This window comes from Ahniella affigens (assembly GCF_003015185.1).
GTDB lineage: Bacteria > Pseudomonadota > Gammaproteobacteria > Xanthomonadales > Ahniellaceae > Ahniella > Ahniella affigens.
Map to the genome: position 1 here is coordinate 1,877,002 of NZ_CP027860.1, position 26,319 is coordinate 1,903,320.

Consider the following 26,319-nt stretch of genomic DNA (forward strand, 5'->3'; position numbering starts at 1 on the left):
AACCATGGCTGAGTTTACGCTTCCGAAGAATTCCTTGGTCGGCAAGGGCAAGCATTTTGCGTCGCCAGGCGCCAAAGCGCCGCGGCAATTCAAGGTGTACCGCTGGAATCCGGATGACACGGCCAATCCGCGCACGGACACGTACGAGGTCGACTTGTCGAGTTGTGGCCCGATGGTGCTCGATGCGCTGATCAAGATCAAAAACGAGATCGACCCGACGCTGACTTTCCGCCGCTCTTGTCGCGAAGGAATCTGCGGCTCGTGTGCGATGAATATCGATGGCACCAACACGCTCGCGTGCACGAAGGCGATCGACGAGATTCAAGGCGAAGTGCGCATTTACCCGTTGCCGCACATGCCGGTGGTTAAGGACCTCGTTCCGGATCTGACGCACTTTTATGCCCAGTATGCGTCGATTCGGCCGTGGATGCGGACGCAGAGCGTGCCGCGTCCGGATGGCGAGCGCCTGCAGTCGAAGGAAGACCGCGCGAAGCTCGACGGACTGTACGAGTGCATTCTGTGTGCCTGCTGCTCGACGTCCTGCCCGAGTTACTGGTGGAACGGCGATCGCTACCTTGGTCCGGCCATTCTGTTGCAGGCCTACCGATGGATCATCGATTCGCGTGATGAGGACACCGGCGACCGTCTCGACAACCTCGAAGATCCGTTCCGTCTGTATCGCTGCCACACCATCATGAATTGCGCGAAGACCTGTCCGAAGGGTCTGAACCCGGCGAAGGCGATTGCTGAAATCAAGAAGCTGATGGTTCAACGGCGCTCGCTCTGAATTGGCAATCATGAGCGAACTAAGCCCCGAGCAAATCCGGGCCAAACGAATGCGCTGGCATTGCCGGCGCGGCACCACGGAGCTTGAGCGGCTGTTGGGTCGGCATTTGGACCGGCTGCTGGCGGCAGGCGATAGCCGGGCGCTGGATTTGTTCGAGCAACTGCTCGCTGAGGAAGATCGCGATTTGCAGCGTTGGCTACTGGGCTACGAAACGTGCACCGTACCGGAGTACGTGGCGTTGATTCATGATCTCCGCCAGCCCGCTTGACTGGACGCTGCGGCCATCGCGCCTGCAGCCGCTGTTCAGCGTTGGCGCAGTCACCCTTGGGCTCGCCGCACTCTTAATCTGGACCGATCTGCGGCTCTGGCAGCTATTGTCCGTATTGATCATCGTGCTCGGCCTGGAATGGTGGCGATTTCGCCGCTTTGGCCGCACCGAAGCCGGGCGCTATCTGATTCGGCCCGACGGGTTCTGGCAGTTGCCCGGGTCGGACGCACTCTGGCAGCTCCGGTCGGTCTCCTGGTTTCCGGGGCTCTGTCACTGTCAACTTCAAGAAGCCACGCGCCCAAGTGAAGCGCGGCAGTTGCTGTTCTGGCGCGACCAAGTGGACACGCATAGCTGGCGGCGTTTGCGGGCTCGTCTTCGAACATATCGTCCGGGAGCGGCTGAATAAGTCCATCCTGGACTTTCAGACCCGCATTGCCTCAGATTTTTTTCAGAGACTGCTCAAAACTGCGGGCGACGTTCAGGCGGTTGCGCGCTGCGGCCTGCGGGCGATATGGCGGTTTCGGACATCCCGTCGAACTGTGATGCAGTTCGCATAACAGGCTGTCAACTTCGCCACACTTTGGAGTGGAAAGGCGTCAACGTCGGCACGTCAACAGGGACATCGATGCAACCGACCCAGATCAGTAGGGCTTGTGTTTTCATAGCGCCCCAACCGACCGCAGCGCCTCGGCATAGCGGCTCTGAATCAGCGCGGACAAACGGACGCGTCGCCTGATTGCAAACCGGTCTGATGGCGATCAGGAGTGGTGTCATGCGTAGGTTCGTAAGCTGCTTGGTCTGCGTGCTGGCAATGGCTGCGACGCCGGTCTGGTCTGCCGTTGAGACTGCGGTGTCCCGCGATCCTGAATTGGGCACCAGAACCGCGCTGCCCAACGCCAAGTTCAAAAAGCGTTTGCATCGCTACGACGAGCCGATGCGAGCGCAGCAGTTTTTCAACTGGCAGCGGAGCAAAGATCAATCATTCGACACTGATCGCGCCATCGCCGAAGCGCGTCGGCTTGCCGAGCAAATGCCGTGGTTTTCCAGTGCCCGCAACGAAGTCGTGGCGGGTGTGCCGAATCTTGATCAGTCGGGAACAGAGCCAAACAGCGCACTCGACAGCTGGACGGCACTCGGCCCCGGCAATGTCGGCGGACGGACCCGTACGCTGGTGTTCCACCCGAACTTTGCCTCGAACAATACGATGTTCGTCGGCGGCGTCGCGGGCGGCATCTGGCGCACTACCGATGGTGGCAGCACATGGAGTCCGTTGGGCGATTTCAATCCGAACATCGCGGTGACGGCCATGTTGATTGACCGGACCAATGCGAACCACCTTTGGGTTGGTACGGGCGAAGGCTTCTTCAATGTCGATGGTGTTCGTGGTGCTGGCATCTTCGAGTCCAACGACGGCGGAACAACGTGGACGCAAATCCAGACAACCGCGCCGTCGGCCAGCAATACCAATTTCCGCTATGTGATCGACATGGCGCAAAGCCCGAATGCGGCAGCGACGTTTTATGTGACGACGCTCACCGGGTTATGGCGTACCACCGACAGCGGCGCGACCTGGACACGCTACATCGATCCGACTGCGGGAACCGCCGCCAACGGTTGCCACGACATCATCGTGCGGCCGGACATCACGCCGAACGACACGGTTGTGGTCAGCTGTGGCAATTTCGCGCCGACTGGCACGGCGACTGGCATTTGGCAAAGCACGAACGCGAATGCCGTCACGCCGACTTGGAGCAAGCGACTGGGCCCCGCCGGAACAACCGTCCTGAATCGGATGGGACGCACGAGTCTCGCTGTAGCGCCCAGCAATTCCGCCACGATGTATGCGCTGATCGCGTGCAGTGCCCAGGCAACATCGGGCACGACGGCTTGTGGTGATTTGGGCGGCACCGCCAACGACAATCATTTTGATGACGGGCTGCGTGCGATCTACCGCTCGACCGATGGTGGCGCGACCTGGGCCGCGCAATACACGAACGGCTTTACCGAAGCGACGACCGCCAATCGCGAACTATTGCTGACGAACCCGCTGATCGGCCGCTGTGGCCTCTGCACGTCCATCTGTGGTGTTGGCGCGACCAGCAGCTATGGTGGTCAGGGCTGGTACGACAACGTGATCGCGGTCGATCCGGCCAATGCCAGTCGGGTCTGGGTTGGCGGGATCGATCTGTGGCGGTCCGATGACGCTGGTGTCAACTGGGGAATTGCGTCGTACTGGGGCCAGCAATACATGCCCGGAGTGCCAGTCACCAACTACGCCCATGCGGATCAACACGGCATCTGGTTTCCGCCCAATTACGACGGCAGCACGGTCAAGACGCTGTTCGTGACCAACGACGGCGGCGTACACCGAACGCTGGATGCGACAGTTGCGGTTGGAACGTCGTCCACCAATAGCCAGGCGACGAATTCCATCTGCGGCCAGGCCAATCGGCCTGCCATTGCGTGGGGCAATCTCAATAACGGCTATCAGGTAACCCAGTTCTATCATGGCACCGTGTTCCCGAACGGCCAGACCTATTTCGGTGGCGCTCAGGACAACGGCACGAACCTGCGCGCGGAATCGACGATGAGCGCGAATCAGTGGAACGAGGTCAACGGCGGTGACGGCGGCTATGTGGCGGTGGACCCGACCAACACGAACATTCTGTATTCCGAAACGACTGGCATCAGCATCGACAAGTCCACTGACGGGGGCGTCAATTGGGCAAGCGCGATCAGCGGCATCACCGATGTGGGTGGCCTGTTCATCAATCCGTTCCTGCTCGATCCAAACCTGAATACGCGCCTGTTCACCTCCGGTCGAAGCATTTGGCGTTCCGCGAATTCCGCCGGGACTTGGACGCAGGCGTCGAGCGCGCTGGCCACGCGGACCTGTGGTGCGAGTGCCTTCAACGACAATTACTCGGCCTACGCAGTGGCGCCGGGGGACAGCAATCTGATGGTGATGGGCTCCGATCTGGGGCGGCTCTGCCGGATCACCAACGCCACCTCGTCAACCAATGCGACGACGCCGGTGTGCACGACGCCGCTCGGCACCAATTGCGCAACGATCTCCTCGATTGCGTTCGACGCGACTCAGGCAACGTCCACGGCGCAGAACAGCCGCGTGGTGTTCGCGACCGTTTCGGATTTTGGTTTCAGCCATGTCCTGAAATCCACCGACGGCGGCCAAACCTGGACTGCGATCGACAATCAGGCCGGCACCACCGCGCGACTGCCCGATGTCCCGGCACACTCGCTGGTCACGGATGCGGCGTATGGCGTCGGGCAGCGACTGTATGTTGGCACTGACCTCGGCGTGTTTGTCAGTATCGATGCGGGTCTGAACTGGATGCGCGAAAACGCAGGCTTCGCGAACACGCCAGTGGAATGGTTGCAGATGCATGCGCGGACGATTGGCACTGGGCTCGCTGCGGCAAAGGCGCCTGCCACGGGCCAACTGTTTGCCTTTACGCATGGTCGGAGTTTGTTCAAGACGAGTTTGCGCGCCGCTGGTGGTTTCTGTGCCAGTCCGGCGGCCGCGATTCCGGACAACAACGTGGGGGGCGCGACCTCCAGCATCACTCTGAGTAACATCAGCGCGACGCAGACCGGTTGGATCGACCTCGATCTGCAGATGACGGTGACGCACGCGAATGTGGGCGATCTCAGCGCCACATTGACGCGCACCAGTGGTGCGGGCGCACCGGTGTCGGTGACCTTGTTCTCCCGTCCCGGTGTGCCGAGCACGAGCTTCTGCACCGGCAGCGGCGACAATATTGCGGCGACGTTCGATGATGACGCGGACTTTACTGCCGAAACGCGTTGTATCGACGCCAACACGCCAACATTGGCGGGGCAGTTCCGTGCCGAGGGCGCTCTGTCATCCGTCTTGGTTGCCGGAACGGCGACCTATCAACTCACCATCAATGATCAGGCCGCGGGCACGGCGGGCACGCTGAACAGTTGGTGTTTGGTTCCGACTGCAAATACCGACGCCACCGTGCCCGTAACCTTGAGTGCGCTCACTTCCGAACGCGACCAACAGGGCGTGCTCACGGTGCGCGTGACGACCGATGTGCAGGTGTCGGTAGCAGCATTCGAACTCAGCAGTACACGGCGAGAACAAGAGGTATTTGAGCGCGCAGCGGCAGGAGCCGATCGCACGATGCCGGATACCCTGCAGTTGCGGGCGCCCTACAGCGGCAATCAGTTCTATCTGCGCATCCTGAACATCGATGGTTCGGCTGATACGTTGGGGCCGTTTCAGGTTGGTCAGCACTATGGCCGAGCGGCATCCAATGGTGAGGCCGTGCCCATCGACTGGCCTGCCGTTCGCCAGGAACAGAACCAGATCGGTCGCAGCCCGGCCAGTGTCAGTGCCGGCACGGGTGTGGCGCGGCCAGCCGTCAACCTGCTCGTGGCAGACGATGGGATTCAGAATGTGAGTTACGAAGCATTGATGACAGCTGGCGCAACTGGCTTTGCCGACGTGCCATTGGCCGATCTGGCACTGAGTCTGGAAGGGCGCCAGGTGGCCGTGAACGTGAGATCTGCAGACACGATCTTCAATGCTGGCGATGAGATTGAGTTCGTTGGGCACAGTCTGCACCGTCCGAGTCAGACTGGTGCGGCCTACGAGAGTCTGTACAGTCGCCGGCTTCCGTATCGGTTGAGCGTCGACCCGGACCATGCATTGCGCGTTCGGCCGGCTCGAACGAACGATACCCCGACCGATGGTCCGGCTCAGGTTCGCCAGCAGGTGACGGTGGAGGACAACCAGCTGTATGTCTACAGTGCGCCGCTGAACGACCCGTGGGCATGGTCCAGAACGCTGGCGATGAACGGATCACCAGCCACGACGCAGCACCAGTTTTCGCTCGCGTCCGTGGACGTCGCGGCGCCGGCGTCGATCGAAGTGAGTCTGTACGGTGGCAACGACTTCCCGCTGGGGGGCCTCGATCATCACGTCGAGGTCCTGTTGAACGGACAGTTGTTGGGCGAAACGCAGTTTGATGGCCTGCAGGCGCAGACCATGCGCTTCAGCCTGCCGGCAGGTAGTCTGCAGGCCAACAATACGTTGAGCGTGCGCGTGCCTGGGGATGTGGGGCAGGTCTACGACATGGTCTATCTGGAGGATATCCAGGTTGACTATTACCGCACGTTGCAAGCAACCGATGGTCAGCTGTCATTCGTGTCGGAGACCGGCGCCGGGCAGCCCGTCGCGCTGCCGCAAGGCTATCTGATGAGCGATGCATTTGAGGATCCGGTGCCCTTGTGCGTCCCGGAGGCCTGTCAGACCCTGACAATCACCGGCCTGCAGCCAGCCACTGCCAGAATTTATCAAGGTGCTGGCGAGGACTGGTTCGAGATCGCGGCGGTCGAGCAGTCGGGCGCGCTCAGGTTTACCGCGCCGGTTTCGGCGGGGCACCGTTTTGAAGTGGCTGACGCCAGCGGATTGAAGCATCCAGAGGTTGCGGCCATAGCGGATACCACGATGTTGAGCGCGGGGCCAGCCGAATATCTGGTGATCGCGCACCCACAGTTTCGGTCGGCATTGAGTGGCCTGCTTGCCGCCCGACAATCGGACGGACTCAGCACCAAGCTGGTCGATGTGGACGCGGTGTATCAGCAATACGCAGGCGGCCGTGTCGATCCGCAGGCGATCGATGACTACGTGGCGTTTGCGTATGCGAACCTGGGCACGCGCTATGTGCTCTTGGTTGGGGGCGATACTTACGATTATTTCGATGACTTGCATTTGGGTGCGATCTCGCACATGCCCACGATCTATCGGGCCGGCGATGCGTTTGTCCGATTCGCGGCCAGTGACAATGCGTTCGCCGACATCGATGGGGACTTGGTGCCGGAACTTGCGATCGGTCGCTTGCCGGTTCGAACAGTGGCTGAACTCAACACGCAGATCAACAAAATCTTGGCGTACCAATCGAACCATGCCAGCACGCTCGTCTTTGGCGCTGACCTGAGCGCCGATGGTGTGGACTTTGACACCCTGGTGGACGCGCATCAGCTTGCCTATGTCGGCCCCGGCTCCAAGCTGAGCATCTACCCTGACGTGAGTGGCATGCCTGCTGCTAAGGCCTTGCTGGTGGATACGATCAATGCTGGCGCACGTTATGTCGAGTACTTTGGTCACAGCTCGCCCGATCGCTGGAGCTATTCGCCGATGTTGACCGCCAGCGATCTCAATAGCGGCGCCCTGACTAACATCAATCAGCCGATCGTGGTCAATCAACTTGGGTGTTGGAACACGTTTTTTGTGTCGCCACAGGCAAACGGTATGGCTCACGCGTGGCTGAACAATACCGCGGGCGCAGCGGCGGTGATTGGCGCGACGGCGCTCATTGAAATTGGTAGCGGCCACGAGCTCGGGCTCCGGATCAGCGAGCGATTGCAACCCGGGGCACGAATCGGCGATGTGCTGAAATCAGCCAAGCAGGACCTCCAGGCGGACGGCATCAATGCCGTGGATGTGCTGGTCGTGTCGACGCTTCTTGGGGATCCGGCCATGCCGTATTGATCCCGGCTGCGGTTGGTCGCGGCAACGTCGGCTTAATCGGTCTTGCCCGAGTCTTGGCTGGCGATCGGCTGACGCTTCCCCGGAAGCGCTTGTTTTATTTGGCGATTCCAGCCCGCTTGGTTACACTTCCGGTCTTTACTTTTCGGAATTGGCCCGAACCATGATTGAAATCAATCCAATCGTCAGCCGCATTGCGGACCTGACCGAGCGCACGGCGTCGCTCAGGGGGTATCTTTGACTTCGACAGCAAGCGCGAGCGGCTGGAGGAAGTAAGTCGAGAGTTGGAGCTCCCGACAGTCTGGGACAATCCCCAGCGGGCCCAGGACTTGGGGCGTGAACGCGCCATGCTCGAGAAAATCGTCAACGAGCTGCAGGGCGTTGGCGCCGGCCTCGTCGAAGCGAAAGAGCTGCTCGACATGGCCGTGGCCGAAGGCGATGAAGGCACGATTGGTGCCGTTCAGGCCGATGTCGAAGGCTTTGCGGCACGCATCGAAAAGCTTGAGTTCCAGCGTATGTTCTCGGGCAAGATGGATTCGCACAGCTGCTTCGTCGAATTGCAGGCGGGTGCTGGTGGTACCGAGGCTCAGGATTGGACGGAAATGCTGACCCGCATGTATCTGCGGTTTGCCGAAGCGCGGGGCTGGAAGTCGGAAGTCGTCGAAGCCTCCGATGGCGAAGTCGCGGGCATCAAGGGTGCGACAATCCGGATCGAAGGCGACTACGCGTTCGGCTGGTTGAAGACCGAAACCGGCGTGCATCGTCTGGTGCGCAAGTCGCCGTTCGATTCCGATAATCGCCGACATACGTCGTTCTCGTCGGTGTTCGTGTCGCCCGAAGTCGATGACGATATCGACATCGAAATCAACCCGGCCGACCTGAAGACCGATGTGTATCGCTCGTCCGGTGCCGGTGGTCAGCACGTCAATAAGACCGAATCCGCCGTGCGTATCACGCATGTGCCGAGCGGTGTCGTGGTGGCGTGCCAAACCGAGCGGTCGCAGCATGCGAACCGCGATCGCGCGATGAAGATGCTGAAAGCAAAGCTGTACGAAATCGAGATCCAGAAGCGCAACGCCGAGAAGAATGCGATCGAGGCGTCGAAGTCCGATATCGGCTGGGGCAGTCAGATCCGTTCGTATGTGCTCGATCAGAGTCGCATCAAAGATCTGCGCACTGGCGTGGAGCGCACCGACACCCAGAAAGTGTTGGACGGCGATATCGATGAATTCATCGAAGCCAGTTTGAAGGCCGGGTTGGAAGCGGGCGCGAAACGCGCTGATGCGAACTGATTTGCCGTGTTTGTCCCGAAGCTATTGACTACGTAAAGAGCCAGCCCATGAGCGAGTCCAATTCCCCCGCGCCGACCGAAGTCATCCAAGATGAGAACCATCTGATCGCCGAACGTCGTGCCAAATTGGGCGCGATCCGGGAGCTGGGCATCGCGTTTCCGAACGACTTCAAGACGGACACGTTTGCCGGTGACTTGCAGGCCGAGTACGCCGACAAGGAACAGTTCACCGCGGAAGCATTGCTTGCGGTGAATCGCGATGTGTCCGTTGCGGGTCGCATGCTGCTGAAGCGTGTGCAAGGCAAGATTGGGTTTGTGCAATTGCAGGACATGACCGGGCGCATTCAGCTGTTCTTGAGTGCCGCCGAGCTGGGCGCGTCGTTCGAGGCGTTCAAGTCTTGGGACATTGGCGACATTCTGGGGGTCCAGGGCGTCGTGATGCGCACGAAGACTGGCGAATTGTCAGTCAAAGCCAAAAGCCTGCGCTTGCTGACCAAGTCGTTGCGTCCGCTGCCGGACAAGTTTCATGGCTTAGAAGACGTCGAACAACGCTATCGCCAGCGCTATGTCGATCTGATCGTCAACTCAGAGTCGCGGCAGGTGTTCCAGCTGCGCTCGAAGGTCGTCACGCATTTGCGCAGTTTCCTGGACGCTGAACGCTTCATGGAAGTCGAAACGCCGATGATGCATCCGATTCCGGGTGGTGCCACCGCGCGGCCGTTCGTCACGCATCACAACGCGCTCGACCTGCAGATGTATCTGCGCGTTGCGCCGGAGTTGTACCTGAAGCGCCTTACCGTGGGCGGCTTTGATCGCGTCTACGAGATCAATCGCAACTTCCGGAACGAAGGCGTCAGTACCCGGCATAATCCGGAATTCACGATGCTCGAGTTGTACCAAGCCTATGCGACCTACAACGAGGTCATGGACCTGACCGAAGCCATGATCCAAAGCGCGGCCAAGGCGGTATCCGAGAACCCCGTGTTCAATTGGGATGGGATGGCGATCGACCTCGCCAAGCCGTTCCGCCGCTGGCCGATGGAAGACGCCGTGCTGGAGCACAATCCTGACATCAAGCGCGAAGACTTGCGCGATCGCGAGCGCATGGCCGCACATTGCCAACGCCTGAAGATTCAGGTCAAGCCGAATTACGGCTGGGGCAAGCTGCTGCTCGAAATCTTCGAGAAAACGGTCGAATCCAAGCTGATCCAACCAACATTCATCACTGATCACCCGGTCGAAGTCTCGCCGCTCGCGCGTGCGAACGATCAGGATCCACAGCTCACCGATCGCTTCGAGCTGTTCATTGGTTGCAAAGAACTTGCCAATGGCTTCTCCGAGTTGAACGACCCGGAAGACCAGGCCGAGCGCTTCCGCGCCCAAGTCGCGCAGAAGGACAGCGGCGACGACGAGGCGATGCACTTCGACGCCGACTACATACGCGCGCTGGAATACGGCATGCCGCCAACGGGTGGCCTGGGTGTCGGCATTGATCGATTAGTCATGCTGCTCGCGGGCGTTGGTTCGATTCGCGACGTGTTGTTGTTCCCATACATGCGACCGGAAGCCTGAATGGAGTAGGGGTCATGCGACGACTGCTGCGGGTGTTGGCGGTACTGGCGGTGCTAGTCGGACTGGGTGTTGGCGGGTTCGTGTACATGAACTGGCCAACACCCGAACGGATGCCCGGCGTGCCGAACGTGAGCATCGGTTCGATCAAGAGACTCGACGGCCTGACGTTCCATGCGATCGACCCGCGCCCGGTCGATGTCTGGCTGCCTGCGGGCTACCCTGCCAACGCGCCGTATGACGTGCTCTACATGCACGATGGGCAGATGCTGTTTGATGCCGCCGAGACCTGGAACCATCAGGAATGGATGGTTGATGAGATCGCCGGCGCATTGCAACAGGCAGGTGACGTGCAACCCTTCATCGTCGTCGGGATCCACAACCGCAGTGCCGATCGCCACGCGGAATACCAGCCGCAGCGGGCGTTCGCGCGACTGAGCGACGCCGACAAGGCGGCCCAGCTGGCACAGCGACGCACCCTTCTGGACCCGTTATATCGTGGCGACGTGCGCTCGGACCGCTACCTGCAATGGTTGGTCGAAGAATTGAAACCGGTTATTGATCGCGACTTCAGGGTCTCGCCGCTCATGTCCGACACCGCGATCATGGGTTCCAGCATGGGCGGATTGATTTCTTGGTATGCGTTGGAACGCTACCCGACGGTATTTGGCGCGGCGGCTTGCTTGTCGACGCACTGGCCCGGTGGGTTTCCGGACGGTGACAACACGTTGGATGACGCGCTGCTGGCGGAGTTCGAGGCCGGTTTGCCCGAACCAGGCACGCATCGGTTCTGGTTCGACCACGGCACCGAGACACTTGATCAGCATTACCCTGAACTCCAGCAGCGCGCGGATCAGATTCTGAAAGCCAAGGGCTACACCGACGCCGATTGGCAAACCCGGGTCTACCCGGGCGCTGACCACAGCGAGCAGGCGTGGGCGAGCCGATTGGCCGACCCGCTGCGGTTTTTGTTTGCCAAACCGCAGTCCTGATTTCGGTCCAGATCGCTCGGCGCGGGTCCGCTTTCGGATCGATTGACGATCCTGACCCAACAATCAATGGCTTAGCTGCTATCACGTCGCGCTTGTTTTGCGCCTGGGCGTGGTCGTGCGGTGCAGCGAAGTGTTAACATGCCCGCCCGTTTTTATCCCTGAAGTGCTTTTTCATGACCCGGATCATCGCCATTGCCAATCAGAAAGGCGGCGTCGGCAAGACGACCACGGCGGTGAACCTGGCGGCCGCGCTGGCGGACGCGCAGCGTAAAGTGCTGCTGATCGACCTGGACCCCCAGGGCAATGCCACGATGGCGTCGGGCGTCGATAAGTCGCAGGCAAAGCCGAATGGCTGCGAGGCCCTGCTCGAAGAGGCGACGGTCGAGGAATGCATTGTCCCGACGCAAGGTGGCTTTGATCTGATCCCGGGAAATGGCGATCTCACGGCTGCCGAAGTCAAGCTGATGGACGAAATCGCACGCGAAACGCGGCTTCGCCAAATACTCGCGCCGATTGTGGCGCGCTATCACTATGTGATCATCGACTGCCCGCCGTCGCTGAGCCTGTTGACGCTGAACGCGCTGACCGCGGCGCAGGGCGTCCTGGTTCCAATGCAGTGCGAATACTTCGCGCTTGAGGGCCTGACGGCGCTGATGAACACGATCAAGGCAGTCAAGACACGCATCAATCCGGAGCTTGAACTTGAGGGCATTCTGCGCACCATGTACGACGTGCGCAACAACCTCGGTAACGACGTCTCCAATCAGCTGACCAAACATTTCGGTGAGAAGGTCTACCGGACGGTAGTGCCGCGCAATGTGCGTCTGGCGGAAGCACCGTCGCACGGCCTGCCGATTTCACAATATGACCGCGAATCGAGAGGGGCGATCGCGTATCTGGGGCTGGCGGGTGAAGTCATCCGTCGTGAACGCACCAAGGCACCGGAAAGCCCGGTCACGCCCTGAGGAACCTGCATGTCTGTCGCAAAAAAACGCCCCGGTCTGGGCCGTGGTCTCGATGTTCTTCTCGGCATGGATTCTGGCCCGTCGGGCGATCCTGGCCCCTCTCCTGAAGACACATTGACCGAACTCGAAATCTCGGCGATGCAGCCGGGCAAGTATCAGCCGCGTACGGGCATGGACCCAGAGCGACTGGCTGAGCTTGCCGACTCGATCAGAGCCCAGGGCATGATCCAGCCGATCGTGGTGCGCCCGATCGCAAAGAACCGCTACGAAATCATTGCCGGTGAGCGCCGCTGGCGCGCAGCGCAGCTAGCCGGACTGGAACGCGTACCCGTTGTGTTGCGTGCTGTGCCGGATCAAGCCGCGATTGCGATGGCTTTGATTGAAAACATTCAGCGCGAGGATTTGAATCCGCTGGAAGAGGCCAACGCACTGAAGCGCCTGATCGACGAATTCGCGCTGACGCACCAGCAAGCGGCTGAAGCGGTTGGCCGATCACGTGCCGCCGTCAGCAATCTGCTTCGCCTGCTCGAACTGCCTGAAACGGTTCGGAGTCTGCTGGAAAAGCGGCGTCTGGAGATGGGGCACGCCCGGACCCTGATTACGTTGCCGACGGCACGCGCCGTGGCGCTCGCGTTGATGGCGGCTGACAGTGGTTGGTCGGTGCGCGAACTAGAAGAAAAAGTCCGTGCCGAGCAGCAACAGAATGGCGCCAAGCCGGCTGGTAATGGCAAGAGCAAGGCCAAGGCCGATCCGAACGTCACGCAGTTGGAGACCGAGCTGTCCGAACGCTTCGCGACGCGCGTCAATATTCAGCATTCGGCGAAAGGCGGCAAGATCGTGATTGCGTATCACAGCCTTGATGAGTTGGACGGATTGCTGGAACGTTTCCGGCGCTGAGGCGCTTGCTTCTGTGCGCGCTTATGGTCCTGAGGCGGATCAGCAAGTCCAATTTACCTGGACCCCAGCCGTCCAGACTTTGTGAAAACGCCGCGATCAGCCCGCCCGAACGACTGAAGCGTTCGAATGTTGGCGCCACTATGGTCGTCATGCTGGAAGCCGCGTAGCGGATTCCGGGATTCAGGGCAATCTCGCGACACGCTCGCAACGATGGCACACGGCACTCCAGATTATCGTTTGGCGCAAGATTGCCCTGGATTCCGGCTGCGCCAGGATGACGACAATCGGGTCCGCCATCGCGAGGCGCGAATGACGCCGATCGGCGATCCTCGATAATTGACTTGCCGTCGCTCCGGTTCAGGCCGGCGCCCAGGGAAATCTAGCGGCGCGCCTGCATTCAATGCGCGCCCGAATCGCATCGATCCAGCGCCATCGCTCGGCCACGCAATGCGGGCCGCAATCGCAGTCTCTTGACCAACAGGTCCCCCTGCAGCGAATCATCATCAAACGATGTGCGCGCTTCTTGGCGCACACCCTGGCGCCGACACCACAGTCCGAATAGCCTTCCACGATCGCAACGCCAGGAGGGCAGGTTGCGAGCATGCGCGCGATGGATCGCACGCACCTTCGGGCCATGGGTCCGACTCACCAATCAAGGAAGATGTTCATGCATGCAAGGACTATGTGTCTGGCCGTTGCGGCGTTCGCCATCGGCATGACCTGCGCGGCCGGCGCCACGTGTCAGCTCAGCGACATTCAACTCGAAGGACCGGTTGAAGGGACCCGCAAACTCGGTACCTGGTGGCCCGATCAAGGGGCGCCAGCATTTGTGATGACGAACGATTTGAACCTAAACCCGCAGCATTCAGTGCTTTCTTGCGCCGACGCTGAGTGCGACGTTCAGAATCTGGACGCGCTCGATATCGCAGCGCTTGGCGCCTCAGCACCAGCTGCCTTTGCCGACCCAGTCACGGCGCAGCCAAGCATCGTCGCAGCACATCCGACCGGTCTGGTGCTCTATCGGTGCAACGACGTATCGTGCACGACTAGGCAAATCATCGCGCTGCCCAATACGCAGGGCGTCGTCCTGCACAGCAATGTGGTTCGCTTCGGTGCAAATGACTGGGCAGTGGCGTACATCGATGCGCCGACGGAACAAGGGCATCTTCGGCTGCTGCATTGCCAGAACGCGGATTGCTCGGCGTCGGCGACGCGTATCATCTTCAACCAGTTTGATCACGCAATGCACCAGATTCGTGACGTGCACCTCGCCCGGGCGAACGACGGCGGGATTCAGGTGGCGAGCCTCGATGTGGCATTGACTGCCAACCCGGTCATTGGCGTTCGCATGAGTTACTGCCAGACGGCCGAATGCGTGACGCCTATGCACCGCATGTTTGCCTTGGGTCCGCCGACGCCCGATCTGGATCATCTCGCACTCGCGCTGCGGCCCGACGGTCGTCCGTTGGTACTGATCCCCCGACGCGATGATCCGGTGTTGCTGGATTGCGGGGATCGCCTCTGCTTCTCGTCCCATCCGTTGCGACCATTGCCAAGCGACACGAACGACTGGTACGCGGGCTTGGTGCTCGATTCTGAAAATCGCCCAATCATCGGCCATATCCGCGGCAACGAAGCGGGCTTTCTGCAATGCCTGGATTCGCAGTGCGACAGCAGTGTGTCGAATCGGATCCCGCTGTCGCTGTCGTCGCCGCTTGCGGCGACACTGAGCCAGAACACTCATGGCGACTTGGTACTCAGCCACATCGATCGTGAGGAGGGCGTCCCCCATGCGACTCGTTGTGTGTCGACGGTGCTGTTTGCCACCGATTTTGAAGCCGACGACTGACCGCTCCGGCCCGCGCACTGAATTCACGCATCGACCGACGAGACGCCGCCGGCCCCGCTTCGCTAAGATCGCTTGGCACGGAGGCAAATCGATGGCGGACGACAAGATCATACTGGGCTGGCGCGAATGGGTGGGATTGCCAGCATTGGAACTGGAACAAATACGCGCCAAGCTCGACACCGGTGCGCGTTCCTCCTCGCTGCATGTGGAGCAGTCGGAGGAGTATGTCGAGGCCGGTGTGCTGTGGGTGCGCTTTGCGATCGACCCAGTAGCCAAGCGTGACCGCACGCGGACTTGGTTTGCAGCGCCGATTCTCGACAAGCGCGAGGTGACCGACTCGGGCGGCAATCGGACGTTGCGGCCGTTCATCAAGACGCCGATCTGTATTGCCGGCCAAACGTACGAGATTGAAATCAATTTGACTAATCGACGTGAGATGCTGTTTCCGATGTTATTGGGCCGGACGGCATTGGTCCCGCGAATCATGGTGGACCCGGCGCTGTCCTACACTCTCGGCAACTTTGATCCGGAAGCAATGGCATGAAGATCGCGATTTTGTCCCGGAACAGCAAGCTCTATTCGACGCAACGTTTGGTGGAGGCCGCGCGCGCGCGCGGCCACCGTGTGCGTGTGCTCGACCCTTTGCGTTGTTACCTGTGTATTGAGCCTGGCAAGTTCGCGATTCACTACAAGGGCAAGGATCTGCCGCATTTTGATGCGGTCATTCCGCGTATCGGTGCGTCGGTCACGCGCTATGGTTCGGCCGTGCTCAGACAGTTTGAAATGATGAAGGTGTTTACACCCAATCGTTCGGAATCGGTACTGAAAGCGCGCGACAAGCTGAAGTGTCTGCAATTGCTGGCCGAACAGCAGATCGGTTTGCCGAAAACCGTATTTGGTGACAATCCGGACGACACGAGCGATTTGATGTCGATGCTGGGCAAACCGCCGCATGTGATCAAGCTCGTCGAGGGCTCGCAAGGGCAGGGGGTCGTGCTGGCAGAGAAAATGAGCGCTTCGCGGAGTGTCATCGAAGCCTTTCGCGGTCTTTATGCAAATTTCATTGTGCAAGAGTTCATTGGCGAAGCCAAAGGCGCCGATGTGCGCTGTTTCGTGGTGGGTGGGAAAGTCGTTGCGGCCATGCGTCGGCAGGCAAAGGCCGGTGAGTTCCGGTCCAATCTCCATCGCGGCGGCTATGCCGAGTCGACCACGCTGACCGTTGCCGAGCATGAAGCCGCCATTCGGGCGGCGGCGGTGATGGGATTGGGCGTTGCCGGTGTGGATTTGTTGCGCTCCAGACGCGGCCCATTGGTGCTCGAAGTCAATTCGTCGCCGGGTCTGGAGGGAATCGAGAAAGCCACGGGCGTCGATGTCGCGGGTTGTATCATCGAGTATCTGGAAGCGCGCCAAAAACGGAGCCAAGCTGCTGCCAAGCGAAGATCGGCGGCGCGCGATGCCGAAGCGGCGCAGGAACAGGTGCAAGCCAAAGCGCGGTTGCAGCAGGCAAAGTCCGGCAAGCGGAAGTCAGGCAAAGCCAACGCAGGCAACGCAAAGCCGCGGCGACGCCAACGCGCCGGCGCACTCCAGTGACAGCCACGCCATCGCCCCAATGGCAACGTTGGCTGGGTCTGGCGGCGCTGAGTCTCCTACTGATCGGGCTGTGGCAAGTACCCTGGCTTGGATGGCTGGTTTACCCATTTCGGGTCTTTGGCACGTTTGTGCATGAACTCAGCCATGGCATGACGGCGATTGCAACCGGCGGCACCTTCCTGCGGTTTCAGGTGTCGTCCGATCTGTCGGGGGTCGCCCAGTCATCCGGCGGAGTGCGGATGCTGATAGCCAGCGCCGGCTATGTTGGCAGCGCGGTGTTCGGCGGCGTCTTGCTCCTGATCAATGCGCGCGGCGTTCGCGCGCGCTGGTTGCTCGCCGCGATGGGCCTGATCCTGGCCTTGCTGGCGGTTCTGTTTCTGCGCAACGCGTTTGGTTGGCTCGCTGCAGGGGTGCTGAGCGCCGGCTTGCTGGGCGCCGCGTGGCGGCTCTCTGAACGGTGGCAGCAATGGCTGTTTGATCTGCTCGCCTTGCAATTGGTTCTGGACGGCTATTCGAGCCTATGGACCGTCTGGCAACTTTCAGGAGACGCCAGTGTCGCGACCGATGCACAATCGATGGCGAACCTGACGTGGTTGCCGGCCTGGTCCTGGGCGGTCATTTGGGCGCTGTTTTCAACGATCGTGCTGGTCTTCTGCGTCCGCGCTTCCATTCGGCGCGCGTGACATCGGGTGTCGCGACCGGCCCGTGCGGGGCGGGGCGATGTTCCGGCTCGTCGGCGGCAGCTTTTGTGGCAGAAAATCGCTTCAAGATCCTCACAAGCCCTTGATTCCGTAGTCACCGCCCCAATCTGCGCCGGGTTTGGAACTTTTGGAGACTCCCATGACGCAGACCGCCCCCGAGGGCCAGGCATTCGACGGCGACCCGAACGGCGCCGAGTCGGAGCTGGACCAGCTTCGCAATCAATTGCAGACCGCCAAGGAAGACCAGATTCGGCTTTTGGCCGAGATGGACAACCAGCGCAAGCGTGCGGCCCGCGAGGCCGAGCAGGCCCGCAAGTTTGCCGGTGAGCGCCTGCTTGGCGACATCCTGCCGGTGCTGGACAGCCTGGAAGCCGGTCTGGCCCAAGCCAGCGCCGACCCGAGCAAGCTGCGCCCGGGCATGGAGCTGACGCTGAAAGTGCTGCAAAAAGCTGTTGAGAACAACGGCATGCAGACCATCAATCCGGTTGGCGAGGCGTTCAACGCTGAATTGCACCAGGCCATGGCCATGCTGCCGACCAGTCAGCACGAGGCGGGGACGGTGGTGAATGTGATGCAGAAGGGCTACACCCTGAACGGGCGCTTGCTGCGTCCGGCCATGGTGACGGTGGCCGAACCACTCCCACCGCCTGAAGATGCCTGAACAAAAGTTTGTTCGGCGCCTTGAAAAGCATTTCACGAAACCATAACTCCGTACCAGTCGGCCAAACGGCCAAAATATTTGAAGGGGATTTCCCATGGGCAAGATCATCGGTATCGATTTGGGCACCACCAACTCCTGCGTCGCCATTATCGACGGCGGTCAGGTGCGGGTGATCGAAAACTCGGAAGGTGACCGCACGACGCCTTCCATCATCGGTTTCACCAAAGACGGTGAAGTCATTGTCGGTGCCTCGGCCAAACGCCAGGCGGTGACCAATCCGAAGAACACGTTCTATGCGGTGAAGCGCCTGATCGGCCGCAAATTCACCGACGCTGAGGTGAAGAAGGACATCGACTTGGTGCCCTACGGCATCATCGCCCATGAAAACGGCGACGCCTGGGTGTCGACGAGCGACGGCAAGCGCATGGCGCCGCCGGAAATCTCGGCCAAGGTGCTGATGAAGATGAAGAAGACCGCCGAGGACTTCCTGGGCGAGCCGGTCACCGAGGCCGTGATCACGGTGCCAGCGTACTTCAACGACAGCCAGCGCCAGGCGACCAAGGACGCGGGCCGCATTGCCGGTCTCGAAGTCAAGCGCATCATCAACGAACCAACGGCCGCAGCGCTTGCTTACGGCCTCGACAAGTCGGGCGGCAAGGATCGCAAGATCGCGGTGTACGACCTCGGCGGCGGTACGTTTGACGTGTCGATCATCGAAATCGCAGAGATCGATGGCGAGAAGCAGTTCGAAGTGTTGGCGACGAACGGCGACACGTTCCTCGGTGGTGAGGACTTCGACAAGCGCATCATCGACTATGTGCTCGACGAGTTCGAGAAGCAGCATGGCGTGGATCTGCGGAAGAACGCGATCGCACTTCAGCGCATCAAGTCGGCTGCCGAGCGCGCCAAGATCGAGCTGAGCTCGCGCGCGCAGACCGACATCAACGAACCGTTCATTACGCAAGTCGACGGCAACCCGGTGCATCTCGAAATGCGCCTGACGCGCGCCAAGCTCGAAGCGCTGGTGGAAGACTTGATCAAGAAGACGATCGAGCCGTGCCGCATCGCGTTGAACGACGCCAAGCTGAAGCCGTCCGACATCCATGAAGTGATCCTGGTCGGCGGTATGACCCGCATGCCCAAGGTGGTGCAGGCGGTCGCTGAATTCTTTGGCAAAGAGCCGCGCAAGGACGTCAACCCGGACGAAGCGGTGGCTATTGGTGCAGCGATTCAGGCCGGCGTGCTGACCGGTGCGGTCAAAGACGTGCTGCTGCTCGATGTGACCCCACTGTCGCTCGGTATCGAAACGATGGGTGGCGTGTTTACGCGTTTGATCGAGAAGAACACGACGATCCCGACCAAGGCGTCGCAGGTGTTCTCGACCGCCGACGACAACCAGCAGGCGGTGACCGTGCATGTGCTGCAGGGTGAGCGCGATCAGGCCCGCTTCAACAAGTCGCTGGCCAAGTTCGACCTCGCGGGCATCGACGCCGCCCCGCGCGGTATGCCACAGATCGAAGTCACGTTCGACATCGATGCGAACGGTATCCTGCACGTGTCCGCCAAAGACAAGAAGACGGGCAAGGAACAGCGCATCGAAATCAAGGCGGGTTCGGGCTTGTCGGATGACGAAATCCAGCGGATGGTTCGCGAAGCCGAAGCGGCCCGCGACGAAGACCAGAAGTTCAAGGAACTGGCGGAGACCAAGAACAAGGCCGACGGCCTGGTGCATCAGGTTCGCTCGATGCTGAAGGAGCATGGCGGCAAGGTGCCGGGCGAGCAGGTTGGCCCGATCGAAGATGCAGTCAAGGACTTGGAAGGCGTCATGAAGGGCGACGACAAGGCCAAGATCGAATCGAAGATCGCGGCGCTGGAGCAAGCTGCACAATCGCTTGCGGCAGCGGCATCGGCCGGTGCGCAGTCGGGTGGCCCGGGTCCAGGCTTCAATCCGGGTGCAGGTGCGGCCGGCGGCAAAGGCGACGACGTGGTCGACGCCGAGTTCACCGAGGTCAAGAACGACAAGTAAGTCGACACCATCGACACTCAACAACCCGGGACGCGCAGGCGTTCCGGGTTCGTTGTTTCCAAAGCCACCGATTTGCAAGGTAGTCTGGCACCATGAGCAAGCGCGATTATTACGAAGTACTGGGTGTTGAGAAGAACGCCTCCGAGGACGACATCAAGAAGTCGTACCGCCGTTTGGCGATGAAGTTCCACCCGGATCGCAATGATGGCGACAAGGAAGCCGAGGCCAAGTTCAAAGAGGTCAAGGAAGCCTACGAAGTGCTGTCCGATGGCGACAAGCGCGCCGCATACGACCGCCATGGCCATGCCGCGTTCGAGGCGGGCATGGGTGGACGTGGTGGACCGGGATTCAACGATGTCGGTGATATTTTCGGTGACATCTTTGGCGATATTTTCGGTGGTGGTCGTCGGCGCGCGCAGCGTGGTCAAGACCTGCGCTATGTGATGGAGCTCGATCTGGAAGAGGCCGTATTTGGCGTCCAGAAAGAATTCGAGATTCCCACCGCGGTGGCGTGTGAACCGTGCAAGGGCTCGGGATCTGAGGACGGCAAGTCCAGTGCCTGTCAGACCTGTCGCGGTCGGGGTCGCGTGGCGATGGCGCGGGGCATTTTCCATGTCGAGCAAACGTGCCCGCATTGCAATGGCGCCGGCAAGAAGATCGAGAACCCGTGCAAGACTTGTCGCGGCCATGGTCTCGTGCAAAAAAACAAGACGCTGTCGGTCAAGATTCCTGCTGGCGTCGATACGGGTGACCGGATTCGCCTGACCGGCGAAGGCGAGGCGGGTGCCAATGGTGTGCCGGCCGGCGATCTATACGTCGAGGTCAATGTTCGCGAGCACAAGATTTTCGAGCGGCGCGAGAACGATCTCTACTGCGAAGTGCCGATCCGCTTCTCGCAAGCGGCGCTCGGTGGCGATGTCGTGATTCCGACGCTCGATGGCGAAGCGATCATCAAGGTCCCGTCCGAGACGCAGACCGGCAAGCTGTTCAAACTGCGCGGCAAAGGTGTGAAGTCGGTGCGGAGCAATCATGTCGGCGATTTGCTGTGCCGCGTCGTCGTGGAAACGCCCGTGCGCCTGACGAAGCGTCAGAAAGAGCTGATGCAGGAATTCGAATCGACCTTTCATGAGGACGGTCGCGACCACACGCCACGGCAATCATCGTGGCTCGATGGCGTAAAGTCATTTTGGGATCGCATGACGTCTTGATGATCGGCCGCCTGGTCGGTCATGCCTCGGGCATCGCGCTCGGTTGCGCCTTGGTTGGTGACGTTGAATCCAATAGCGCCGACACGGTGACAAAATTGTAGCCACGGGCCTTCAGTCCCTCGATGATGCGGGGCACGGCTGCCAATGACGCTTGTCGGCTGGGATACATCACGTGCAGCAAGATGATCGACCCTGGGCGCGTTTCAGCCAATGTGGTCTCCGTGATGCGCTCGGATGTTGCGGTCTTGCCCCGCTTGGAGTCGGGTTCAACATCCCACATGATCGTGCGTCGCCCGGTGCGTTCGAGATAGCGGGGCAGCGTGATGCCCTTGGCGCCATATGGCGGTCGGAACAGGATTTCGCCTTCAGCGCCCGCTGCGCGGATCAATGCATCCGTCCGCTCGATCTCGTTTTCGACAAAGGCCGCGGACTTGAACACCATTCGCTGATGGCTAAAACTGTGGTTGCCCAACTCATGTCCGGCTGCAAGCAATTGCTGGCCGAGTTCAGGATGGCGCTCGAGCTCCGCGCCCGTGACAAAGAACGTTGCCTGGACGCCGTGGGCAGCGAGAATGGGCAGCAAGGCGGCTAGCGCGTTGGCATTAGGGCCGTCGTCAAAAGTCAGGGCTACCATCGGTGCTTCAGTCTCAACACGAGCGACCAAAACCCCAGCAACCTGGAACGTGCGTGACTTGCAAAGGTTCCAGACCGCCGCAGTGGTCATGATGAGCAATAAGGGCAACAAGAGCACCCAGGCTTGCCATCGCCGCCACATTCGCTTACGTCTCATGCTGCTGTCCTAACGCCGCTTCGGGAATTTCGATGCTGCCAGAGAGGTCGGCCAAGACTGGGGCGCACTCCTGGCAAGACTGCGGCATACAGAGCTTGTGTGTTTCAGTTTTCACGATGTAGCCGGCGTTGCCGAATCAATTCAGTTGCTTGGGCGGCAATCGCGCGAGTTTGCCTGCGACCAGCGCAACGCGCTTGCGGCAATCGATTCAACGACTGCCGATTTGTGTTGCTGATAAGCAGCCGCCACACCAGCGCTTGCAGCGCGTGCTTCGAATTTCGCGCGGGAATACTGTTCGACCGCTTCAGGGTGCGCCAGTAGGTAGTCCCGAAACCGCAGATGCCGGGCGACTTCCGGGTGGCCGGCAACGTAGGCGTGCAGATGATGCGTGCGCGTCGATTTACCGCGCTGAAAATAGCACCGGCCGCTAATGCCGTTCTCGCCGCGCCAAACATAGCCCAGTGTTTCGAAGCCGGATCGATACAAAGCCAAGGCATCGAGATCGCGGACTTCCATGAGCAGATCGATGGTGGGCTTGGCGACTAGTCCAGGCACCGCCGTGCTGCCGATATGGTGAATCGCGAGTACCTGGGTGCCAAGCAAGTGCAGCAACTCATCTGCTGCAGACTGAAAGCGTGTGGCCCAGCTCGGGTCGTAGGGGCCGATGCAAATTGTGCGGTTCATTCCGCAATGGTGGATGTTGCGGTTCGCCGCAAGCAAGTGTAGATCGTGGAGGGCAGCGACCATGTTCGTTCTGCGGTCATCCTGTTGCCCGCATGGCGATGAGCTCAGGTTCGACTGCTGCTGGCGTTTCGTACGATGGGTTCAAGCACGCTGCAAGCGGGAAAACGCGAACGATCGGCCATGACCCATCTTGATGGCGAGATGTATCCAAGTCATCGCAAAGGGTTCCAAATATCGAGCTGCCGCCAAACTGCCTGCATCGACCGCGTCAAAACCGATCCGTGTTGCCAAGGCCATGACGTGTTGTTTGGCCGCCGCATCGTCACCACAAACCGGCATGAACGGCACGCCGCCTGGATACCGACTGTCTGCCAGGTTCTCGGCACCGGTCGTGTTGAATGCTTTGACGACGCGCGCTCCAGAAGCCATGGCGGCCAGAGTTTCTGCACCGGAGGTGTGAGTGCCAAGGCTCAGGCCACTCAGTCCGGGTGCCAAGGGGTTCGTTGCGTCTACGAGAATCTTGCTGTGCCAGTCAGTCCGCATCGCGGCTATGGTGCCTAGCGCGCTGTAAGGCACGGCGAGAATAATCACGTCGCCTGCAGTGATTGCGGCATCGGTTCCCAGCAGACGCACGCTGGGGAGTTGAGCGGCAAATTGGTCACGATATTTGTCTCGGTCCGGTACGCCAACGACAACGGCGTCACCAGCGCGGGTGAGTGCGGTGGCCAATGCCATGCCCACATTGCCCGCGCCGAGAATGCTGATGGTCTGGCTCATGCTGGCGTCTCCTTAGCGACCAAGGGTTTCGACGATCAAGCGCGCGGTCTCTTCGCCTGAAAAGTTCTGCTGGCCGGTGATCAGGTTGCCGTCTCGTATCGCGAAACTGCGCCACAAGCCAGCGTGCACGTAGTTTGCGCCCAGTGCCCGCAGGCGATCTTCGATCCGCCAGGGCATGACATGCTGATCGCGCGGCAGCAGGCCATAGGTCCAGACGGCATTGTCGGCGAAGTCCTCTTCGACATTGGCGAAACCCGTTACCGTCTTGCCTTCGGCAATCAGCCGGCCGTCTTGGTTACGGGCGTATGCGAGGATCGCCACGCCGTGGCAAAGCGCCGCCGCCACTTTGCCCTCGCCGTGAAATGCCGCAAAGATCTGGTGCAAGTCGGTTGCCGGTTCGAACGTGAACATCGGTGCTTGTCCGCCTGCCACCAGAATGGCATCGAAACGGTCAATTGCGATCTCGCGAACCGGGCGCGTCTGGTCGATCAATGCGCGCAGTTCGGGGGTGTGGATGAACCCCTGGCTGATCAAGTCCGTCCGGCTATAGCCACTTGAGTCATTCGGATCACTCATGGCATCAGCCTGACAGGCGCCGCCATTGGGGCTGAATAATTCGACCTCGTAGCCAGCTTCGGCGAACACGTGATACGGGTGGGTCAGTTCACTCCACCAGAAGCCGACCGGCCAGCCAGTGCTGCTCGAAATGGCCGGATTGGCGATCACGATCGCCACACGCTTGGGTTTGGAGGTCGAGCTGGGATTGGGGTCGCGAAGGCTCATCGTAAGGGGCTGGTTGCTGGGGGTGTCAGCATTGTTCCAGTTACCAATTGTGGTAAAAATAGGGCCAACGTGAACACACTGTTGCCGGAATAGACAACAATGGACTTCATCCAGCTCCAGGCTTTCGTTAAGGTCGTTCAAACCGGCAGCTTTACCCGTGCCGCCGATCTTCTGGACACTCAAAAGGCACACGTGTCCAGATTGGTCTCGCAGCTTGAACGCGAACTCGGTGTGCGCCTGCTGTCGCGTTCAACTCGGGCTTTGTCCTTGACCGAGATCGGACGCGAGTTCTTTGAGCGTGCAAGCGTGATCCTCGCATCGGTCGATGAGGCAACGCGCGAAGTCCAGAAGGCGCAGGGTCAGCCACGTGGCACGCTCCGTCTGACCTGTGGGGTCGAGTTCGGGATGATTGCCGTGAGCGCCTGGATCCGCGACTACCTGCAGCAGTATCCGGACGTTCAGGTGGACGCCGATTTCACGAGTCGCGTCGTCGACTTGGTCCACGAGGGCTTTGATCTAGCGATTCGCGTTGGACCGCTGAATGACTCCAATCTGGCGGCACGCAAGCTCGGTGAGCTCCGCTATGGTCTTTTCGCTGCACCCGATTACCTGATTCGGCATACGCCGCCAGTAGCGCCAGAAGATTTGTCGGCGCATCCGACCCTGGTGTTTGCGGGCGGTAGCCATCACCCAGTCTGGACGCTTTCCCACAATGGCCAGAGCCAACGGATCAGCTTGCAACCGCGACTGAAGGCCAACAACGTGTTTGCAATCCGCGACGCCGCAATGGCCGCACAGGGCATCGCCCTGTTGCCTCGGGTCGTCGCTGATCCGGCCGTAACGAAAGGCGTGTTGCAGGCAGTATTGCCATTGTGGGAAGCCCCCAACGTGCCCGTGCACGCCGTGTTCGCCAGCGCTCGCTACCTGACCCCAAAAGTGCGTGCGTTTATCGATCTGGCTGTGGCACAGATGCAAGGTGTGAGTGAACAGTCATGATGGCCGCGGGCGGTTGCAACTCGCAGTGGAGGCCGGCCAACGATCAGTCAGACGGGACACAATGCAGCGGCTCGATCGCACCGCAGCAGCATTGGAGTCCGGCAAAGTGCAAGCGTCGCTATTGCTGCGTCGTGTTGCGTCGGCCAATGGCACGGTCACTGGAACGAACATCGACGGCGTGTCCGACCTGCCACTGACGATCGCCAATGCGGTTCGGGTGACAGCGACAGCGTTCTCGAATCAGACGACGCCTGGCGGCACGAACAATGTGTTCAGCAATGCAAGCGGCAACTTCATGTTGTCGCTGCCGCCGGGCCGCTAGGGAGGGTGTGAATCAGTCCATCCTGGACTTTCAGACCCGCACTGAGTCCGGCACATGTCCGGACTCAGTGCTCCAGAATCAACCACCTGCGTGTTTGATTCTGGGCAGGCCATCCATGGCCAGCATCACCTCTGAACTTGTTCTGAGGCTCCCTAAGGCATTTGGTGGCGCAGCCTGCAACCCAAATGACTGCGCCAACGTCGTCGGTGTGACCTTCGCGACCAGTACCGGAACCGAGACGGTCTGCGGCACCGGCATCGCGCTCGCCGCGGTACAGGCTATTGCTGTGAATGGACTCATTGCGAGCCGTGCGCAGACCAACGCGACTGGTGACGATACGCTCGGTGGCCTGTAGCTCGGCGTCTGCAAACTCCGCGAGACGAATACCGCGGACTTGATCAACCTTGGTCTGCAAGATAGCTTGTTCGGTGGCCCTACCTGCATCGGCTCATGCAATGTTCTGAGCGGCACCGCGATTACGGTGAGCGTGGCGATCACCACGGCCAATGTCGACTTCGCCGTGGCGCAACAGCCACTCGTCTTCTGCGACGGATTCGAGTAGACATTGAAACCGGATCGCCCCTGGGTGGGCGACCCAGGCTTGCTGGTCAGCGACGACCCGCGC

General features: G+C 60.4%; 23 protein-coding genes and 1 pseudogene. 20 read left to right on the top strand and 4 right to left on the bottom strand.

Annotated elements, in window-relative coordinates; all coding sequences use genetic code 11:
- Positions 1 to 4 precede the first annotated feature (4 nt).
- From C7S18_RS07335 to dnaJ, 16 genes and pseudogenes are all read left to right on the top strand, one after another.
- Complete coding sequence (locus C7S18_RS07335; RefSeq protein ID WP_106890939.1) at positions 5 to 787, top strand: succinate dehydrogenase iron-sulfur subunit; 783 nt, start codon at positions 5 to 7, stop codon at positions 785 to 787.
- 10 nt (positions 788 to 797) lie between these two features.
- Complete coding sequence (locus C7S18_RS07340) at positions 798 to 1,055, top strand: FAD assembly factor SdhE (protein ID WP_106890940.1); 258 nt, start codon at positions 798 to 800, stop codon at positions 1,053 to 1,055.
- Positions 1,033 to 1,461, top strand: a complete 429-nt coding sequence (locus C7S18_RS07345) for a protein YgfX (protein WP_106890941.1) — start codon at positions 1,033 to 1,035, stop codon at positions 1,459 to 1,461. The genes C7S18_RS07340 and C7S18_RS07345 overlap by 23 nt, the downstream gene beginning before the upstream one ends.
- Before the next feature lie 366 nt (positions 1,462 to 1,827).
- The gene (locus tag C7S18_RS07350; RefSeq protein WP_170113160.1) at positions 1,828 to 7,596 is read left to right on the top strand and encodes a C25 family cysteine peptidase; all 5,769 of its coding nucleotides are present in this window, start codon (positions 1,828 to 1,830) and stop codon (positions 7,594 to 7,596) included.
- 160 nt (positions 7,597 to 7,756) lie between these two features.
- Positions 7,757 to 8,885 (top strand): peptide chain release factor 2 gene (gene prfB / locus C7S18_RS07355; RefSeq protein WP_106890943.1). Its coding sequence is split into 2 segments (ribosomal slippage): positions 7,757 to 7,831 and positions 7,833 to 8,885, totalling 1,128 coding nucleotides; the frame shifts between segments, so codons are not numbered across the junction.
- A 47-nt stretch (positions 8,886 to 8,932) separates the two neighbouring features.
- Entirely contained in the window at positions 8,933 to 10,456 is a 1,524-nt protein-coding gene (gene lysS / locus C7S18_RS07360; protein WP_106890944.1) for a lysine--tRNA ligase, read from the top strand.
- Between the two features lie 14 nt (positions 10,457 to 10,470).
- On the top strand, positions 10,471 to 11,445 hold the full coding sequence (locus C7S18_RS07365; protein WP_206207995.1) for an alpha/beta hydrolase: 975 nt from the start codon (positions 10,471 to 10,473) through the stop codon (positions 11,443 to 11,445).
- Positions 11,446 to 11,618: 173 nt separating this feature from the next.
- The gene (locus tag C7S18_RS07370; RefSeq protein ID WP_106890945.1) at positions 11,619 to 12,410 is read left to right on the top strand and encodes a ParA family protein; all 792 of its coding nucleotides are present in this window, start codon (positions 11,619 to 11,621) and stop codon (positions 12,408 to 12,410) included.
- Positions 12,411 to 12,419: 9 nt separating this feature from the next.
- Entirely contained in the window at positions 12,420 to 13,307 is an 888-nt protein-coding gene (locus C7S18_RS07375) for a ParB/RepB/Spo0J family partition protein (RefSeq protein ID WP_106890946.1), read from the top strand.
- Positions 13,308 to 13,974: 667 nt separating this feature from the next.
- The gene (locus C7S18_RS07380; RefSeq protein WP_146151806.1) at positions 13,975 to 15,156 is read left to right on the top strand and encodes a hypothetical protein; all 1,182 of its coding nucleotides are present in this window, start codon (positions 13,975 to 13,977) and stop codon (positions 15,154 to 15,156) included.
- Between the two features lie 91 nt (positions 15,157 to 15,247).
- A complete protein-coding gene (locus C7S18_RS07385; RefSeq protein WP_106890948.1) occupies positions 15,248 to 15,700 on the top strand; it encodes an ATP-dependent zinc protease family protein in 453 nt (150 codons plus the stop codon).
- Positions 15,697 to 16,587 (top strand): annotated as a pseudogene (gene rimK / locus C7S18_RS07390) (30S ribosomal protein S6--L-glutamate ligase); the annotation flags it as partial. The gene C7S18_RS07385 and the pseudogene rimK, both read left to right, overlap by 4 nt.
- Before the next feature lie 155 nt (positions 16,588 to 16,742).
- Positions 16,743 to 17,429, top strand: a complete 687-nt coding sequence (locus C7S18_RS07395) for a M50 family metallopeptidase (protein WP_170113161.1) — start codon at positions 16,743 to 16,745, stop codon at positions 17,427 to 17,429.
- A 157-nt stretch (positions 17,430 to 17,586) separates the two neighbouring features.
- Positions 17,587 to 18,108: a nucleotide exchange factor GrpE gene (gene grpE / locus C7S18_RS07400; protein ID WP_106890951.1), complete on the top strand. Its 522-nt coding sequence runs from the start codon at positions 17,587 to 17,589 to the stop codon at positions 18,106 to 18,108.
- 94 nt (positions 18,109 to 18,202) lie between these two features.
- Complete coding sequence (gene dnaK, locus C7S18_RS07405; protein WP_106890952.1) at positions 18,203 to 20,134, top strand: molecular chaperone DnaK; 1,932 nt, start codon at positions 18,203 to 18,205, stop codon at positions 20,132 to 20,134.
- 92 nt (positions 20,135 to 20,226) lie between these two features.
- A complete protein-coding gene (dnaJ, locus tag C7S18_RS07410) occupies positions 20,227 to 21,342 on the top strand; it encodes a molecular chaperone DnaJ (protein ID WP_106890953.1) in 1,116 nt (371 codons plus the stop codon).
- 19 nt (positions 21,343 to 21,361) lie between these two features.
- Here dnaJ and C7S18_RS07415 read toward each other — a convergent pair whose 3' ends face one another.
- From C7S18_RS07415 to C7S18_RS07430, 4 genes are all read right to left on the bottom strand, one after another.
- A complete protein-coding gene (locus C7S18_RS07415) occupies positions 21,362 to 22,132 on the bottom strand; it encodes a polysaccharide deacetylase family protein (protein ID WP_206207996.1) in 771 nt (256 codons plus the stop codon).
- Between the two features lie 141 nt (positions 22,133 to 22,273).
- Positions 22,274 to 22,816: a GrpB family protein gene (locus C7S18_RS07420; protein ID WP_106893958.1), complete on the bottom strand. Its 543-nt coding sequence runs from the start codon at positions 22,814 to 22,816 to the stop codon at positions 22,274 to 22,276.
- A 141-nt stretch (positions 22,817 to 22,957) separates the two neighbouring features.
- Positions 22,958 to 23,593 carry an NADPH-dependent F420 reductase gene (locus tag C7S18_RS07425; RefSeq protein ID WP_106890955.1) on the bottom strand — a complete coding sequence of 212 codons (636 nt, stop codon included), beginning with the start codon at positions 23,591 to 23,593 and terminating at the stop codon, positions 22,958 to 22,960.
- Between the two features lie 12 nt (positions 23,594 to 23,605).
- A complete protein-coding gene (locus C7S18_RS07430) occupies positions 23,606 to 24,376 on the bottom strand; it encodes a type 1 glutamine amidotransferase domain-containing protein (protein WP_106890956.1) in 771 nt (256 codons plus the stop codon).
- A gap of 99 nt (positions 24,377 to 24,475) precedes the next feature.
- On the opposite strand from C7S18_RS07430, the gene C7S18_RS07435 reads away from it, so the two are divergent.
- From C7S18_RS07435 to C7S18_RS24440, 4 genes are all read left to right on the top strand, one after another.
- Positions 24,476 to 25,372, top strand: a complete 897-nt coding sequence (locus C7S18_RS07435) for a LysR family transcriptional regulator (RefSeq protein ID WP_106890957.1) — start codon at positions 24,476 to 24,478, stop codon at positions 25,370 to 25,372.
- A 61-nt stretch (positions 25,373 to 25,433) separates the two neighbouring features.
- A complete protein-coding gene (locus tag C7S18_RS07440; RefSeq protein WP_106890958.1) occupies positions 25,434 to 25,694 on the top strand; it encodes a hypothetical protein in 261 nt (86 codons plus the stop codon).
- A gap of 115 nt (positions 25,695 to 25,809) precedes the next feature.
- Positions 25,810 to 26,049, top strand: a complete 240-nt coding sequence (locus tag C7S18_RS07445) for a hypothetical protein (RefSeq protein WP_106890959.1) — start codon at positions 25,810 to 25,812, stop codon at positions 26,047 to 26,049.
- Positions 26,050 to 26,088: 39 nt separating this feature from the next.
- On the top strand, positions 26,089 to 26,256 hold the full coding sequence (locus tag C7S18_RS24440; RefSeq protein ID WP_170113162.1) for a hypothetical protein: 168 nt from the start codon (positions 26,089 to 26,091) through the stop codon (positions 26,254 to 26,256).
- Positions 26,257 to 26,319: the final 63 nt, after the last annotated feature.